Annotated in this window: 13 protein-coding genes; 8 read left to right on the forward strand and 5 right to left on the reverse strand. The window is 48.9% G+C overall.

Annotated features, from left to right (window positions below):
- Window positions 1–132 precede the first annotated feature (132 nt).
- The 4 genes from MHB49_RS02030 to MHB49_RS02045 all read left to right on the forward strand — a co-directional run bounded on the left by MHB49_RS02030 (window position 133) and on the right by MHB49_RS02045 (window position 5,863).
- Window positions 133–1,149, forward strand: coding sequence for an ABC transporter ATP-binding protein (locus tag MHB49_RS02030; RefSeq protein ID WP_405154825.1), 1,017 nt, complete (start codon window positions 133–135; stop codon window positions 1,147–1,149).
- Between the two features lie 275 nt (window positions 1,150–1,424).
- Window positions 1,425–2,501, forward strand: coding sequence for an ABC transporter substrate-binding protein (locus MHB49_RS02035; protein WP_247900351.1), 1,077 nt, complete (start codon window positions 1,425–1,427; stop codon window positions 2,499–2,501).
- A 117-nt stretch (window positions 2,502–2,618) separates the two neighbouring features.
- Complete coding sequence (locus tag MHB49_RS02040) at window positions 2,619–4,304, forward strand: ABC transporter permease (protein ID WP_405154826.1); 1,686 nt, start codon at window positions 2,619–2,621, stop codon at window positions 4,302–4,304.
- Window positions 4,301–5,863, forward strand: coding sequence for an MBL fold metallo-hydrolase (locus MHB49_RS02045; RefSeq protein ID WP_405154827.1), 1,563 nt, complete (start codon window positions 4,301–4,303; stop codon window positions 5,861–5,863). The genes MHB49_RS02040 and MHB49_RS02045 overlap by 4 nt, the downstream gene beginning before the upstream one ends.
- A 474-nt stretch (window positions 5,864–6,337) precedes the next feature.
- On the opposite strand, the gene MHB49_RS02050 is transcribed toward MHB49_RS02045, so the two are convergent.
- From MHB49_RS02050 to MHB49_RS02060, 3 genes are read right to left on the reverse strand one after another with little or no spacing between them, the layout of a single operon-like run.
- Window positions 6,338–6,892: a GerMN domain-containing protein gene (locus MHB49_RS02050; RefSeq protein WP_405154828.1), complete on the reverse strand. Its 555-nt coding sequence runs from the start codon at window positions 6,890–6,892 to the stop codon at window positions 6,338–6,340.
- 41 nt (window positions 6,893–6,933) lie between these two features.
- A complete protein-coding gene (locus MHB49_RS02055; RefSeq protein ID WP_405154829.1) occupies window positions 6,934–8,355 on the reverse strand; it encodes an N-acetylmuramoyl-L-alanine amidase in 1,422 nt (473 codons plus the stop codon).
- A gap of 24 nt (window positions 8,356–8,379) precedes the next feature.
- On the reverse strand, window positions 8,380–9,204 hold the full coding sequence (locus tag MHB49_RS02060) for a hypothetical protein (protein ID WP_405154830.1): 825 nt from the start codon (window positions 9,202–9,204) through the stop codon (window positions 8,380–8,382).
- Window positions 9,205–9,461: 257 nt separating this feature from the next.
- On the opposite strand from MHB49_RS02060, the gene MHB49_RS02065 reads away from it, so the two are divergent.
- Together MHB49_RS02065 and MHB49_RS02070 are read left to right on the forward strand one after the other, a co-directional pair.
- Complete coding sequence (locus MHB49_RS02065; protein ID WP_405154831.1) at window positions 9,462–10,730, forward strand: anhydro-N-acetylmuramic acid kinase; 1,269 nt, start codon at window positions 9,462–9,464, stop codon at window positions 10,728–10,730.
- A 123-nt stretch (window positions 10,731–10,853) separates the two neighbouring features.
- Entirely contained in the window at window positions 10,854–11,693 is an 840-nt protein-coding gene (locus MHB49_RS02070; protein WP_405157020.1) for a MurR/RpiR family transcriptional regulator, read from the forward strand.
- 143 nt (window positions 11,694–11,836) lie between these two features.
- On the opposite strand, the gene murQ is transcribed toward MHB49_RS02070, so the two are convergent.
- Window positions 11,837–12,742: an N-acetylmuramic acid 6-phosphate etherase gene (gene murQ / locus MHB49_RS02075; protein ID WP_405154832.1), complete on the reverse strand. Its 906-nt coding sequence runs from the start codon at window positions 12,740–12,742 to the stop codon at window positions 11,837–11,839.
- A 22-nt stretch (window positions 12,743–12,764) separates the two neighbouring features.
- Entirely contained in the window at window positions 12,765–13,727 is a 963-nt protein-coding gene (locus MHB49_RS02080; RefSeq protein ID WP_405154833.1) for an N-acetylglucosamine kinase, read from the reverse strand.
- A gap of 361 nt (window positions 13,728–14,088) precedes the next feature.
- Between MHB49_RS02080 and MHB49_RS02085 the strand changes: the two genes are divergently transcribed.
- Both MHB49_RS02085 and MHB49_RS02090 read left to right on the forward strand, forming a co-directional pair.
- A complete protein-coding gene (locus MHB49_RS02085; protein WP_405154834.1) occupies window positions 14,089–15,441 on the forward strand; it encodes an ABC transporter substrate-binding protein in 1,353 nt (450 codons plus the stop codon).
- Window positions 15,442–15,496: 55 nt separating this feature from the next.
- Entirely contained in the window at window positions 15,497–16,420 is a 924-nt protein-coding gene (locus MHB49_RS02090) for a carbohydrate ABC transporter permease (protein ID WP_192262486.1), read from the forward strand.
- Window positions 16,421–16,489: the final 69 nt, after the last annotated feature.

Below are 16,489 nucleotides of genomic sequence, written 5' to 3' on the forward strand. Positions count from 1 at the left end.
TATATAGATTTAATCTATGAACATCAACAGAATTCATCTAAAAAGTTAATTCCAATTTTACATTTCCAACATACAACTCGCGAAAGCGGACGTTAGACTGAGAACAGTACAAAAAGACAGGCAGGGATGCTTATGAAAATGGAAATTAGGGGGATTCAAAAATCATTCAATCGCACTCCCGCTTTGCTGCCCACGGATTTAACGCTTCAACATGGACAGTTTACGACGCTGCTCGGCCCATCCGGCTGCGGCAAAACGACGTTGCTGCGCATGCTGGCGGGGCTGGAGCAGCCGGATGCAGGAGAAATCGTCGCGGATGGCAAGAGTTTCTACTCGGCGACGAAGCGGATAGATGTACCAACACATAAGCGTAATCTGGGCATGGTGTTTCAGGATTTTGCATTATGGCCGCATATGACCGTCTACGAAAATGTGGCATTCGGCCTGAAGGCCGGAAAGCAGAAGTCTGATCTGCGCCAAAAGGTGACTGAAGCACTTGGCATGGTTCGCCTGCAAGGCATGGAGGATCGTTATCCTCATCAGCTGTCGGGAGGACAGCAGCAGCGGGTTGCTTTTGCTAGAGCGGTAGCAGTAAGACCGGGGATTATCCTGTTCGATGAGCCGCTAAGTGCACTGGATGCTGTGCTGCGGGAAGAGATGCGAATTGAGATGATGTCATTGGTACGGGATATGGGACTTACCGCGCTATACGTCACCCATGATCAGGTCGAGGCGATGTCGATGTCAGATGAGATTGTGGTGATGGAGAAGGGGCGGATATTGCAAAAAGGAACCCCGGAAACGATCTACGGATCGCCAAGCGATCCTTATGTTGCTTCGTTTATCGGAAAGTCCAACTGGCTTACGCCTAATCAGTCCATGGTGAGACCGGAACATGTCTCCTGGAGCAAAACAGGCCATGACGATCTGTGTTATCAGGCGGTAGTGCTCAGCGTCAGTTATGTAGGCGAGCGTTATGAAATTCGGGTACAGATGGAAGGCCTGGGGGTATGGACTGCCTATCTGGATCGAAGAGTACGCGTTGGGGAGAAGGTTCAACTCTATGTAGCCCCGGAGCGGATCTGCCGAATGAACGGGCAAGACACTCCGAATGTGAAGCCGAGAGAGTTCATCGCAGCAGCCAACTGATCATGATAGTACGTGATCTGAGGAACAGGGATTCTCGCCTATGAATGAAATAGTGAACGGCAACATCAACCGAATCATGAACAGGATTATGGAATAATGGGTCGCTGTGGAAAGCAACATTGCTCTGTTCAACCAAGGAATGGTACAAGTTGGCGGAAGTAGCGAGAATAGCGACTATAAAAACCATAGCGGGAACGTCGTAAACAGCGTAATCAGCGTGAGTTTGCAGAAACTTGAATACGAATATAATCAGAAACCAAGGGAGATGGAATGAGATGTTGGGTATGAAAACACGGAAAAGAAGTGCAATGCTGTTATTATCAGCGGTCATGAGTATCAGTTTGTTCGGATGCAGCACAGGTAATTCAACCACCGGGAATGCGGGGCAAGCTGCTGGGGAAGGCAGTACAGCTACTGCATCGGCGGAAACGACAAAACCAGCCGGTGGGAAGCTGGTATTATACAGTGCTGGACCGCAGAAGTTGGCAGATAACATCATCGGCGGATTTACAGCCAAGACGGGCATTGAAGTGGAGATGTTTCAGGGTACGACAGGTAAAATTCTGGCTCGCATGGAAGCTGAGAAATCCAATCCGGTAGCGGATGTTGTTATCCTGGCCTCCCTGCCTTCGGCACAAGCGCTGAAAGCGGATGGTCTGACACTCCCATATCCGGATGCCGAGAATGCAGACAAGCTGAACAAGGACTGGTCGGATGCCGAAGGAAACTATTTTAGCTCCAGTGCTTCGGCGCTCGGGATTGTCTACAATACGAAGCTGGTGTCCACGCCACCAACCAGTTGGGCTGAGCTGGCAACACCTGCCTGGAAGGACGCAGTCAACATCCCTGACCCTACACTTTCCGGTTCCGCACTGGACTTCATTACGGGTTACCTGAGTGTGAATGGAGATAAAGGCTGGGAATTGCTGGACAGCTACAAAGCAAATGGTGTAGCGATGGCAGGAGCGAATCAGGAAGCACTTGACCCGGTCATTACCGGAGCGAAAAGTATCGTAGCAGCTGGTGTGGATTACATGGCGTATTCCTCCAAAGCCAAAGGTGAACCCCTGGACATCGTATATCCGGAGGAAGGGACTGTCATCAGTCCAAGACCGGCGGCGATTCTGAAATCGAGTCAGAATGTGGAGAATGCCAAGGCGTTTATCGACTACCTGTTGTCCGATGAGGCACAGAAGCTCGTTGCAGATGCTTACTTGATTCCGGGACGTGAAGACATCGAAGCGACCAACCGGGCGAATCTGAAGGATATCCCACAGCTTAAAGTGGATTGGAACTGGATGAGTGAACACGGAGATGAGACAGCAGCACGTTTCTCCGAGACTTTTAAATAAGATTATGTATTCTTCCCGTGCAGCTTGTAATTTGATATAACGACTGGATATTGAAGAGTAATGGAAAATAAGCAGCATAGAGAGTGTCTTGTGGAAGTCATGTGAGGTGAAATCGTAGTGAAACCTGTTGTAGCAGACAACAACCGTATTTTTCGGAGAGTGGGCGTGATTCTGGCCCTCTTTCTGCTGACGATCAGCATTGGTGTGCCGCTTTTGCTGATTTTCTGGCAAAGTGTGTATCCGGATGGGCAATGGGATTGGATGGCCCCGATTCAGACCATTACAGGTCATCATTTATCGGGGGTGCTGCTGAATTCAGTCTGGCTGGGGATCTGCGTGGTCGCTGTAACAACGCTGCTGGCATTGCCGCTGGCCTGGATGATGGCGAAGACTCGTATGGGTCAGCACCGCTGGGTGGACGTAATCCTGATGATCCCGTTCATGACCCCGCCGTATATCGGCTCCATGGGCTGGATTCTGTTTATGCAAAAAGGGGGATACCTGCAGCAATGGGTGCCCTCTGCTGCGAGCTGGAGTGAGTTGTTCTTCAGCTTCTGGGGCATGGTGCTCATTATGAGCCTGCATCTGTTCCCTTTCCTGTACCTGTTGCTTCGGGATGCAATCATTCGTATTGGTGGCAATCTGGAAGAAGCGGGCGCGGTGCACGGGGGACGTGCGGGATACCGATTCAGACGCATTATTTTACCCTTGCTGTTGTCTTCCTATGGCATGGGGATCATGCTAGTCTTTGTCAAAACGATTGCGGAATTCGGAACACCAGCAACCTTTGGACGCAAGATTGGTTATTATGTCATGACCTCTGAGATCCACAAGTATATCTCCAGTTGGCCGATTGATTTTGGCAAGGCAACCTCGCTCGCATCGGTGCTGCTGTCGGTCTGTCTGGTGATGTGGTACATGCAATCGGCCATGAGTCGAAAGTTCACGTATCGTCTGGTAGGGGGCAAGGGGCAGCGCTCCAAACGATACTCCCTAAGCGGCGGAGCGGGTTGGTTGTGCGGATTGTATCTCGCGTTGCTGCTGATTCTGTCGGTGGGCATTCCGTATTTCTCCATTATTGCAGCGTCGACGATGAAGCTGCGCGGGGCGGGGCTGTCCTTTGACAATCTGACGCTGGATCATTACCGGGAATTGCTGTCCTGGGGGTCGATCAGTATGAAAGCGATCGGCAACAGTCTGGGACTGTCACTGGCAGCTTCGACGGTGGCGGTTATGATCGGTACAGGTCTTGCACTGACGATTGGTAAGTCGTCGTCTCTTATGCAACGTGTGATTGATCTGTTCAGTCTGCTTCCGAATACGGTACCGGGCATTGTTATGGTGGTCGGTCTCATCCTGTTCTGGAATTCACCATGGATGCCGTTCACGCTGTACAACTCGTACGGAATGGTTGTTCTGACATATGTGGTGCTCTTCTTGCCGTACACGGTGCAGTATGTCAAATCAAGCTTCACCCAGATAGACGGTACGTTGTTCCAGGCGGGCCAGGTCTTTGGCGGAAAGCCGTTGTATATTCTGCGGCGCATTCTTCTACCACTGATCATTCCCGGCATGTTGGCCGGGTGGATGATGACATTCACCATTGCCACCCGGGAGTTGGTAGGTTCACTGTTAATTTTGCCTCCATCGATGCAGACATCGGCTACGTATATCTTTGCTCAATTTGAACAAGGTCAGGTGTCATTGGGGATGGCGATGGCCGTGGTTACTGTTGGTATGACGATACTGATGCTGCTTGGCATTGAAGTTCTGAATTCAAAGAGAAAGTGGAATGCATCATGATCAAACTGAAGGTATGGGGCGGTGCAGGGGAACATGGACGTTCCGCCTATCTGCTGAGTGGGAGCCGGGTTCAACTTTTGCTGGATTGTGGCGTGAAAAAAGAAGGAGCCGGCGAGTACCCGCTGATTGAACCGGAGATCGTTAAAGAACTGGATGTGGTGCTGCTGTCTCACGCCCATGAGGATCATTCTGTCGCTATTCCATTGCTTTATAAGATGGGGTATCAGGGTGAAGTATGGACGACACGGGAAACCAGGGAACAATTGCACACCTACTTCAGAGCTTGGCGAAGAAATATGGAGAGGGCAGGACACGCCCTTCCATACGAAGAAGGCGATGAACAATTAATTCGCTACCGATTTCTGGAGGACGAAGCCGAGGGTGGAACCTGGTTTGAAATAATTCCTGGCGTCTCGGTGGTATGGGGGCGCAGTGGACACCTTGCGGGATCGGTATGGTTCGGGCTGGAAATGGAAGATAAGCGGATATTTTATTCTGGCGACTACACGTCGGAGTCCATGCTTTTGCAGGAGGATTGTCCAGCAGATGTGTTCTGGCAGGCAAGCTTACCACGAAATAGGCGGGGCCTGGATGCTCCAGTTAGTCCACATTGGATATCGGATATACGAACCGCCGTGAATGGTGGGCATGTCATGACAGGAGAGCCATCCGCATCACAATCCTTGGCCTCTGCTTCATCCGAAGGGGTGTTACGATCATCCGTACTAGCAGGATGGCCTGTGGAGCAACAGCTTGCCTATTCCACAGCGAAGGAAGCGGAAGTGAACAAAGCATCTTCAATCGGCCTGCTGGATTTGGTGATTATGGATGCCGCATATGGTACAGATCGTGATACACAAGCCCATAAGCTGGACCAACTGGAACAGGCTATTCATGAGACGATTACTCGGGGGGGGAAGGTGCTCATGCCTATGCCCTCGGTGGGTCGTGGTCAGGAAATCATGCTGTGGGCACAGCAGCAGTTCCCGCACGTTCCGATTGTAGTGGAACAAGGCTTGGTGGACGGTCTGAAGCAGCTTTTACGTGCTCCATACTGGTTAAAGGAAGAGGAAGGACACATACCGGGGCCTGTGAAGGATGCGATTGGGCGTTTTCTGAGTGGTCAAGGATGGGAGCTGCCTTTGACAAATGAAGAGCGAGAGCGGCTGCTGCATCAACATGCTGCCTCTTTGTGGTTCATTCCGGACGGGATGATGCAGTCCTCTCTTGCTCGCTGGTACTACAGCCAGTTTGCAGATGATGAAAATAATAGGGTGCTGCTCACTGGGCATGTCTCTGCGGGCACCTTTGCTTACAGGCTCTTGCAGAATCCTGCAAAACACGGAGCCTGTGAGGTACGGAAAATTCGTTATAAGGTGCATCAGGGTTGGAAGGATGTTGAGAGAATGCTGCATCAGGTTCCTGCAAGGCATACAGTGCTTGTGCATGCGGATCGGGCAGAGACGGATAAGCTGAGAGAAGGCTTGCTTAGGGAAAAATGGGTCTCGGAGAAGGGAATACTGCACTCGCTATCTCCTGGAGATGAGCTGTATCTGTAGGTGGAATTTTATAAGGACTGGATCTATAAAGGATTGGACTATGTAAGGCGTCCCTGGGGACGTCTTTTTACATGTGATTTTTTTATAGAAAATGGGGCTGTCCCATACGTCATGAACCTGACGTTGGACGCCCCTTCTTCAGTGTTATTTTGGCTAACGAACCTGACACACGTTATTCGCTCCCATTTGCACGGTTCTGAAATCTAACGAATCACAGCGACGTTATTTCATCCATTAGGTTGATTTTTGGACCCTATTCCTGTTTTCCACCGAAATAACGTCACTGAAGTTCGTTAAACGGGGCATGCCTTGAAATTCCGCCGCTTAGCGTGCGGTAGGTTCGTTAGCGTCTTTCACGTGTGGCGAATCATGCTGACCAGCCATGCGGCCAAGCCTGCCCAAATGGGATGCACATTTGAGACAGCCACATGGGAGATGATTCATGGAGATCATTTTGTGCCTTTTAAAGTTAGATTAGGGCTCGCGTTGAATAGGGTGCTCCAGCTCTGAATGACCCATTAAGCTATCCAGCGCTTCCCCGTCGACGAGTATATCGATACTTTTTACTTCATCGTATTGAAACATCGTCTGGGTCAGTGCATCCAAAGCAAGCAGCTCGCCACTGGTTCCCAATTTGGCCTCATCCGGAATATGAACATCCAAAGTGACTTTGCCCTCGCTGTACTGTAGGGAGAGCAATTCGACTTTTTCCCAGAGGGATACGAGCGCCAAATCGGTATTGTTTTGTAAAGCTTCAAATGTCTTGTTATATTTCTCGGAATCGTCCTTGTATTCAATTTCCTGCTCTTTTTTCTCAAGTTCCAGTACCTGGGCGTCTGCGAAATACACATCAATCGCTTGTGTGTTCATTGTGCCCAGGTCCACATGGGTCTCGGATGGGTTTGGTGACGGTCCTCCCTGAACAGCAGGTTCGGCCGATCCGGATTCAGTGACTGGCTTCTGAGCACAACCCATACCAACAATCATTAAAAAGGATAAGACGAGTACACATCCCAATTTCGTTTTCAATAGATCACATCCTTCAGTAAATTTACATTATGTTTTAACATTTAATTTATACCTAGATATTCCTTGATCCCATCTGCTATCGCTTGAGCGGCTTTCATCTGAACGACATCGGAAGACATCAGCTCTTCATCCATAACATTACTCAGGAATCCCACTTCTAAAAGTACTGCAGCCATAGTGGTGTCTCTGATCACTTCCAAGTTTCCATTTTTCACACCACGATCTTTGAGCCCCATGGCTTTAACCAAACGTTGGTGAATGATATTGGCTAGTTCCTTGCTGCTGCTGCGTTGATAGTAGAACGTCTCTGTACCTGTCGCCTGGGGTGAGGACTCCACATTATTGCCATGGATGGATACAAATACATCCGCGTTTAATTGATTGGCGAGCTGAACTCGCTCCGGGCGGGTGGGATAAGTATCACCGTCACGAGTCATCACCAATTCGATATCCGGCTCATTAAGAAGCAGTGCTTGTACTTTGAGAGCCAAAGCCAGATTATATTCTTTCTCGGGTTTGTTGGTGATGCTGGTTGAACCTGGATCTTTACCCCCATGGCCTGGGTCGATGACAACGACTTTGCGTCCTGAATCGCCTACAGGAGTTACAGGGACGGGTGTAACGTTATCTCCGGAAACATTCAGATCGATAATCAGTTTATCGGCAATGATGTTCTGGCTGTATTGGACATCCTTTACATTATTCAATTCAACGACAATTCGGACTTGCCCAGGATCTTGTTTAAAAAGAGAATATCTGACTTCCGTTATATTGGGGTATGCGTCCACATCCAGTTTGCCATTCATGTTTTGATTCAAAGGCTGTGGCAGATCACCAAACACTGCTCCGGGCAGATCCACAACCAGACGGTCGGGATTTTTCAAAGTCGTCATTACGGGTTTGGATTCACCATCCATAGACACGACGAGCTGATTGTTGGCAAATTGGATATCGGTAACTTGAGTTAGCGATGTTGGGCTGCCATTTCCTGAGCCCTTGCCCGGTTCAACGTTGGGCTCTTTACTGATGTCGGTATTGATTAAGTATACAATCTTCTCCTTGTTGTTCCATTTTACGTTGAGTCCCATCTGTTCACTGACAAATCGAATGGGTACCACCATGGTGTTATTTAAAATGAGTGGGGCTGTGTTCAAGGTAATTTGCTTGTCAGCAACCATGGCTTGCTTTTGATCGACAGTTAAAGAAATCATCTTGTCATTTTGCTGGATCTTTACATTACGTGCATTTTGATTCCAATCCACTTTGAATTTCAAGTTTTCGGCCACGACACGAATCGGAATCATCACATTCTTATTTACGATGGTCACTTGAACGTCACTTGGCAGGATTAATTCCTCGCCGTCCAAGAAGATTTTCGACGTGTTTGCAGCGGCATTTCCCTGATTAGGGAGTACAACCAGAAAGAACAGACTCAGAAACAGGAGTACAATCGTTTTCTTCATTATGCACCTCTACTATTTAGATCGTTAATGTATTGGATACTTATCTAACTTGAACCATTCGGCAAACTCATTACGGCTGATTTTCTTAACAGGCTTCACCTTGTTATTCTTTATGCTATACCTATAAAGTATCATTTGATCAGACGGGTACTCACTGATGTAATCTAGTATTTTTCCGTTTTTTTGCCACAGAATCAGATTGGTACTAATATAATTGGTTGCCCTGGGCAGGTATATAAAGCTCTCATTCTGAACATCGTAGATGGCTATTGAGCTTTTGGCGGGATCTCCATAAGAGAGGGCTATCTGATCTTCGTTGGGTGCCCAGTTATAGGCAGCAATGGTTTCTACGTTTTTCTTACCTGCTTTTTTCAATCGATCATTTAATTCCGTCACTTCGCCTGTTTGAAGGTTAAGCAGCATCAGCGTGTTTCCTGCGCTACGTTTTGCGTTTATAGCCAGCCATGTATTGGAGTTGGAGGCAACAACACTTGTGATATCGAGCCAATTGTCCTCCAAATCACTCGTTTCAATCGTACGTTTCTGGCTCCCCTTGGTGACGACAATGGATTGAATTACGGTTTCTTCAAATGTAGGCTTACCCTCCAACTTCACTGTAGTGGCGGTTAAAGTAATATTTTCTCCTTTCCAGATGATTTTGTTGGTACTGTTGTTTCGTTTAAACGGTTTGATGCTTGAATAGATGGAAGGAGTTACAGAAGTCGCATCAACGGAATGTTGTGAAATTCGTTCTGGTGTGGCTGGCTTGGCACCAACAACGGATGATGTTGTAGTCGTCAATACCCCCAGTAATAACAAAGTTGAAAGCCAAATAGCAGCATTATTCATCCTTATATCTCCTTCCGCTGGTGACAGTTTATAACCCTCAATATGTAGAATCCAAAATATACCTTCATTATATAAACGGTAAAATTGTAAAAATGTTTCTTTTTGATCGTTATTTATCTATTTTGATTCACAGAAAACCTCTTGTGAGCATTCCAGTTTGAGCAAAAACTAGCTATGGTTGGAGGGGTGTAATTAAATTTCATAAAATGTTTGACTTGTGAAATTTTATATCATATACTGGGTGGAATTATGGCTGGATGACGTATTCATCGGGTCTGGCGGGAGGTTGTGAATGGATGGATACAGGCAGCTATCCGATGTGGGAGCAATATCGCTTGAAACGGGAGCATTACATCATTGGACTGATGTCAGGTACGTCCCTCGATGGGACGGATGCCGCATTGGTGCGCATTTTGACAGATGACAGCGGAGCATTGCAAAAGACCGATCTGGTTGACTTCGTCTGCGTACCTTACTCCAATGAATTGAGAGAAGTACTGATTCGACTATGCTCACCGGAGACGGCACGCGTGGATGAGCTGACGGCTGCACATTTTGGCGTATCGGAATGGTATGCACACAGTGTCAGAGAGCTTATTCGATCCTCGGGAATCTCATCCGGGCAGGTGGATGCAATCAGCATGCACGGACAGACCGTATGGCACGCACCTGTAGCCTCGGCATTTCCAGGGCCAGTAGGCGAGAGTCTCCCGGTGGTGTCTACGCTACAGATTGGCGAATGCGCCGTTGTACGTGAACGAACGGGCCTGCCAGTGATCGGAAATTTGCGGGCACGCGATATGGCGGCTGGCGGGGAGGGAGCGCCCCTTACTCCTTATGCCGATGCGTTGATGTTCTGCAGTCCGGAGGAAGGACGGCTGGTGCAAAATATCGGCGGTATTGGCAACGTTACGGTGCTGCCATCAGCGTCTTCTAAAGAAGGCATATCGGCATTTGATACGGGACCCGGCAATATGGTGATGGACGCGATTGTACGCGAGGCGACAGGTGGGCGGCAGCATTATGATCCGAATGGAAGCATGGCCGCACAGGGGAAGTTGGATCAAGAACTGGTGGAGCTATGTTTGGACGATGACTATTTCAAAAGACTTCCTCCCAAGAGCACGGGACGTGAAATGTACGGTGAGGCATATGCAGCACGCCTGATGGAGATGGCCGCTGTGCGTTCCCTATCCCTGGAAGATACGCTGGCTACTGCCACTTGTTTGACCGCGGAGACGATCGTGCGGGCAGTGAAGGATTTTATCCTGCCCAAGGTGCACATATCGGCCATGCTCGCCTGCGGTGGCGGTACTTCCAATGCCACGTTAATGGAGATGATCCGTCAGCGACTCCCGGAAGGCATCCGTTTGGAGCGAACAGCGGACTATGGTATACCGGATGATGCCCGCGAAGCGATTGGATTTGCCCTCCTGGGCCATGAGGCACTTATGGGCAGAACCAACACACTCCCGGCAGTAACCGGTGCGAAACACGCCGTAATATCGGGCCACCTGACCCTGTAGTGCAGCAAGGCTTTTGAATGAGTTGGATATGCAATGGCATTTAATCAATTAGACTCTATTGGAATTATAGGATAAAATGCTTGTACATGAAGGCAGTACGGAAAGGAGGAGCGGATGGAAGGCATGAAAGGTGGACTTGTACGTTTACGCGCATTAATGGATGACTTGACTCCGTCGGAACGGAAGATCGGAGCTTACATTCTCGATCATCCCCAAGAGACGGTTCAGTCCTCGGTGGCACAGCTGTCTGAACGGAGCGGTGGAAGCCCGGCTGCTATTATCCGTCTCTGCAAATCACTGGGTGTAACGGGTTTTCAGGAATTGAAGCTGAAGATTGCCGGAGATTTGCAGACAGGTGAGCAATATCAATATACGGAGATTCGTCCCCAGGACTCCATGGAAAGCATTATTCAGCATGTGTCCGCAAACAATATTCAATCAGTGAAGGATACCGTTCATATTTTGGACCCACGTCTAGTGGAACAGGCAGTGGATGTACTTCATCAGGCGAAACGGATCTTTTTCTATGGGGTGGGGGCCTCCAACCTGATTGCGCTGGATGCACACTACAAGTTTATGCGAATCAATCGCACAAGCTTTTCGTTCACCGATCCGCATATGCAGATTTCGTCCGCAACGACGCTTCGCGAAGATGATGCAGTGGTATGTATCTCGTATTCAGGGGAGACTTCGAACGTGATCTCCTGTCTGATGCATGCCCGTGAAGGCGGCGCTGCAACGATTAGCATTACCAAGTGGGGCAGCAATACGCTCAGCAGTCTGGCGGATGTGCCCCTGATGATTACTTCCACCGAAAGCGATATCCGGAGCGGAGCAACTTCCTCACGCATCGCACAGCTGAATGTGATTGACATCCTGTATCTGGCGATTGCCAGCCGCGACTACAACCAGTCGGTGGAATATTTGGAGAAGAGCCGGCAGGCTATTCTAGAGCATAAGTAGAGTAGAACCATATGAATCCCTTTCTGTATACACAGGAGGGGATTTTTTGACGGAATATATCCGCTTTTAGTATAAAAAAGTCAAAAAAAGAGCCCAGACTAATGTTGGGCTCTTTCAACCTCTAGAAATACCGCCTGTACGACTCAGGAAGGCCCCACAATGGCGGCGCGGACAAATCCGTCAGCCAGATCCAGTCTGCGCTGAGCTTCCACGGCGTCCACGTCTGCCATCAGCATGACGATTGCCGTTTTCACATGACCGTCAGCGCCGGCAAAAGCCTGTTCAATGTCCGCTTCGTTTGCTCCGGTTGCCAGATGGATCATGCGTTTGGCCCGGTGGACAAGCTTTTCGTTTGAGGGGTTCAGATCGACCATGAAATTGCGGTAAACCTTGCCCAGACGAATCATGGCGGTCGTGGTGAGCATGTTCAGAATCATTTTCTGGGCGCTACCTGCCTTCATGCGTGTGGAACCCATGACAACCTCTGGCCCCATAACCGCCTCGATACTGACATCAGCCAAAAGGGTCATCGGTGTACCTGCGTTGTTACTCAGGCTGATTACCGTAGCTCCGATCTCCTTGGCGCGTCTCATCGCACCCAGCACATACGGTGTTCGTCCACTGGCTGCAATGCCGACCACGACATCGTTTTCGTCTAATCCATGTTCATCAAGGTCCGCAGCTCCCAAGTCCTCACTATCTTCAGCACCCTCAACCGGGTCCTTCACTGCCCGGAATCCCCCTGCAATAATACCCTGCACCATGGAGGGCGGGGTTCCGTAGGTAGGCGGGCATTCGGAAGCGTCAAGGATTCCCAATCGTCCACTGGTGCCTGCACCTACATAGAACAGCCTGCCCCCAGCCTGAAAAGCCTTCAGGATCAGGTCCGCCGCTTGGGCAATAACCGGGATCAGGGGGTGAATCAGCTCCGCAATCCGTTGATCTTCCTTATTGATCAGTTCCATGATTTCTGCCGAAGGCAATTCATCGATATGATCCGTTAGTGGATTGGGTTGTTCCGTTAATAATGAGTTCAGCATGTGATTCATCCGTATGGCCTCCTTCTCTCTTTTAAAATGATTCATTCAGGGAACGGCGTTTTCTTGCCAGTAGTGCTGCACCTACCGCTGGAGCAGGGGCATCTTCACGATATACAAAGTCCAACTCTCCATAATATCCCGACAGCTTCTCGATAAATGTATTTCGGAAAAGCGCAGCGTATCGAAACAATGATCCGGACAGGACAACCTGCGTGGATGCAAACTCGGGATGACGAGCAATCAGTGCCTTGGCGGTATCCGCCAGTTGTGCGGCTTCATCGATAATCATTGCCCGGGCGAGCTCATCCCCGGATTCAATTGCTTCTATAGCAAGGCGGGCGATGGAAGCTGTGTCGCTTTTGCCCCAATCCGTCTGGTACACCAACGACTTTAGCTCTGATATACCCCGGAGATTCAGTTTCCTTAGAAGAAGCGGCGTTAAACGGGTTGGAGGAAGAACACCGTCATAGCTCTGCATGACCGCTTGAAGTGCGCGTTGTCCAATACGATAGCCACTACCCTCATCTCCAAGCAGATGACCCCAGCCTCCTGCACGATACCGTTCTCCTTCCGACGTAAATCCGTACACGATGGACCCTGTTCCAGAGATGCACAATACACCGTGAGTATGTCCTAGAGAGGCCATCAGGGCGATCTCTCCTTCGGATACAACCCAGACCGGACAGGCTTCTGATCCCTGTCGATTACGACTCTTCATATAGTTATTTACGGCGTCGGATATAAGTTGCCGTTCTTGAACTGTGTCTACACCTGACATGCCGAGGCATATACCTTCACAATTTGTCGATAAATCGCTGTTTAGATTGAATAGCTGTTCCAGCACTCGTTGCAGTTCAGAAAGGGCCTGTTCCAGGGGTACGCTGTGAGGATTCGTGGGACCGCCGCTGAGCCTGGCGAGAATTTCGCCAGATTCAGAAATCATTGCTGCATCAGTATTGGTACCGCCTCCATCTACGCCAACATATACTCGCAAAGTGGCTCACCTCGATTGCTTGAGTTTTCTTTTTACATAGTATAGAGGCATAAAATGAAAAAGTAAAATTAAATTTTATAATAAAAAATAATGTTGAATTTTTATTTCATAGCTCATATAATGAACTCAATCTACAATTTTGGAAGGAATTAATACTGTTAATGTCAACTAAGTTGACGTTAATATTGCATTTAAGAGATTAATCCTGCGTACGTTCAGGTCTAATCCATAAGGGAGGTGCATTTTCCTTACTGCCACGCTCAATAGTCTGTTAAGCCTTTTAAGGATGGATGATTTCAAAAGGGGTAGCATGGTTAGGCAATGCAATTATCGGAAGACGACACGCGAAGGAGATGATGGGATGAAAAAGAAGGGTCTAGTGTGGGCAATGTTGTTGATGATGGTCATGGTTACTGCCTGCGGGAATAGCGGAGGCGCTGCATCAGATGATCCCAATGCGGAAGATACGGTAACGGTATGGACTTATCCTGTGCATGGAACATATGAAGATGAACTGAAGGATCTGATCGTTGATTTCAATAAAGAACACCCGAACATTACCGTGAAGACGGAAATGCTCTCCTGGGCAGAAGGGCCCAAAAAATTCGATGTCGCTCTGAATGCAGGGAATCCGCCGGATCTATACTTCCACAGTGTGGACGGTACGTATGTAAATACGGGATTGGCACTTGAGCTGGATAGCTACCTGACACCTGAGATCAAGGATGATTACCTGCCGGGTACGCTTGAATTGGGCCAGATTCAGGGAAAACAGTACGGACTTCCATTGTATCAATTCCAATGGGCATGGGGTGGCAACAAACGCATTCTGGAGGAAGCGGGCATGGACTGGAAATCCATTCAGCAAAACGGCTGGACCTGGTCCGAATTCAACGCTGCCGCAGCCAAGCTTACCAAAACAATGGATGGCGGGGCTAAACAATATGCACTGGTTACCGACGGAACCTCGCTTGATTTCATTGAAATGCTGTCCCGGAACAACGGCATGATTGACGTTCTCGACAAAGACGGCACGTTCCAATGGAATGATGGCCGTATTCTGGACACTCTCTCTTTTATCAAAAACCTGATGGATCAAGGCTATATGCCAAAAGAAACGGCTGCTCTTGCTCCAGCCAAACGGACGGATATGTTCTACGCGGGTGAAACAGCGATCATCTCCAAAGCGATTCCTTATTATGATGTGATGATTCAAAACCGCAACAAGGATATTGATGACGGCAAAGTACAGGGGGAGAAAATTGATTTTGTCCTGCTGCCTGTACCGCATAATGATGATCAGCCAGCGGCAACAACGATGGGCGGCGAAGGGTATGTAGCCTTCAAACAAAAGAAGGACAAAGGCGAGCAGCATGCCAAAAATACGTTCCTGGTGATGGAGGCGCTCAGTGGTGCCAAAGCAGGGAACTCGGCCAATGAACTGGCGCTCCCATTCGTAAGACAATCCCAGGTGGATCTGTTTAAAGGAAAAGAACTTGGTCAACCGGATAATCTGGCTGCTGCGAAAGTAATGGCAGAGAATATCGCTATGCCGGTTGTACTGGAGCTGGATATCGATAAAGCCTCACAGCAAAAACAATTCAAGGAACAAGTGGTGAAGCCTAACATTCAGGCGCTGTTCTCGGGTGAGAAAACACCGGAGCAGATCGCAGAAGACTTCAAGAACAAAGGCCAGCAGATGTTTGGACAATAACTCGGACCATAAAACATAACGCAAAACCACACTGATTAGGAGAGGAGGATTCGCCATGCAGACCGCCCTTGCGCCAAAACCGTCTGTGCCCCGGACTTCCCGGGCTGCCCGGTTTTGGCGAGACTACGGGTGGGCGTATTTGTTCATTTTGGCGCCTGTCCTGCTGTTTCTCATTTTCACACTGTATCCCGTACTTACGGCTCTCGTGATGAGCTTCCAGAAATACAACATTATGAATTCCACGTGGGTTGGATTGGATAACTACGAGCGGCTGGTGAAGGATGAGACGTTCTGGAAGTCGATTAAAAATACACTCATCTTTACAGTAGGTACGGTACCTGTCAACATTCTCATTACCTTTGTACTGTCCTATTTCATCTTCCAGATGAAAAGCAAGTGGCAGACGTTCTTCAAAGCAACATTGTATCTGCCTGCGGTAGCATCGGGGGTAACCATCTCCATTGTATGGCTGGCAATCTTTGATCCAACCGATTCGGGACTGCTGAACCGCTTCCTCGGCCTGTTCGGCCTTGATCCGGTGATCTGGCTGGGCCAGTCGGGAACGGCGCTCTTTTCACTCATTCTGATGAACTGGCTCGGATCGCACGGAGCGGGCATTATTCTGTATCTGGCAGCCATGGGCGGTATTCCGAAATCGCTGTACGAAGCGGCGGATATTGATCATGCCAGCGGCTGGACCCAGTTCAGCAAGATTACATGGCCGCTACTCAAACCAACGACGCTGTATCTGCTCGTGACAGGTGTGATCACGTCTTTCCAGGTGTTTATCTCGGTATATCTGATGACACAGGGTGGACCGAACTTTGCGACCACAACGATTGCTTACCTGATCTACGAGACGGCATTCAAGTTTTATGAGTTCGGATTGGCTTCTGCACAGTCGTTCGTACTGGCGATTATCATCATTGTCATCTCCGTCATACAGTTCAAATATTTCTCCAGCGATATTGAGTATTAGAGGTAGTTCAAAAAGTCTGCACTTACTATTAAAGCACGTTGCATTAAGCATCCGGGGGTGAATGAAATC

This window comes from Paenibacillus sp. FSL K6-0108 (assembly GCF_045040695.1).
Lineage (GTDB): Bacteria > Bacillota > Bacilli > Paenibacillales > Paenibacillaceae > Paenibacillus > Paenibacillus pabuli_B.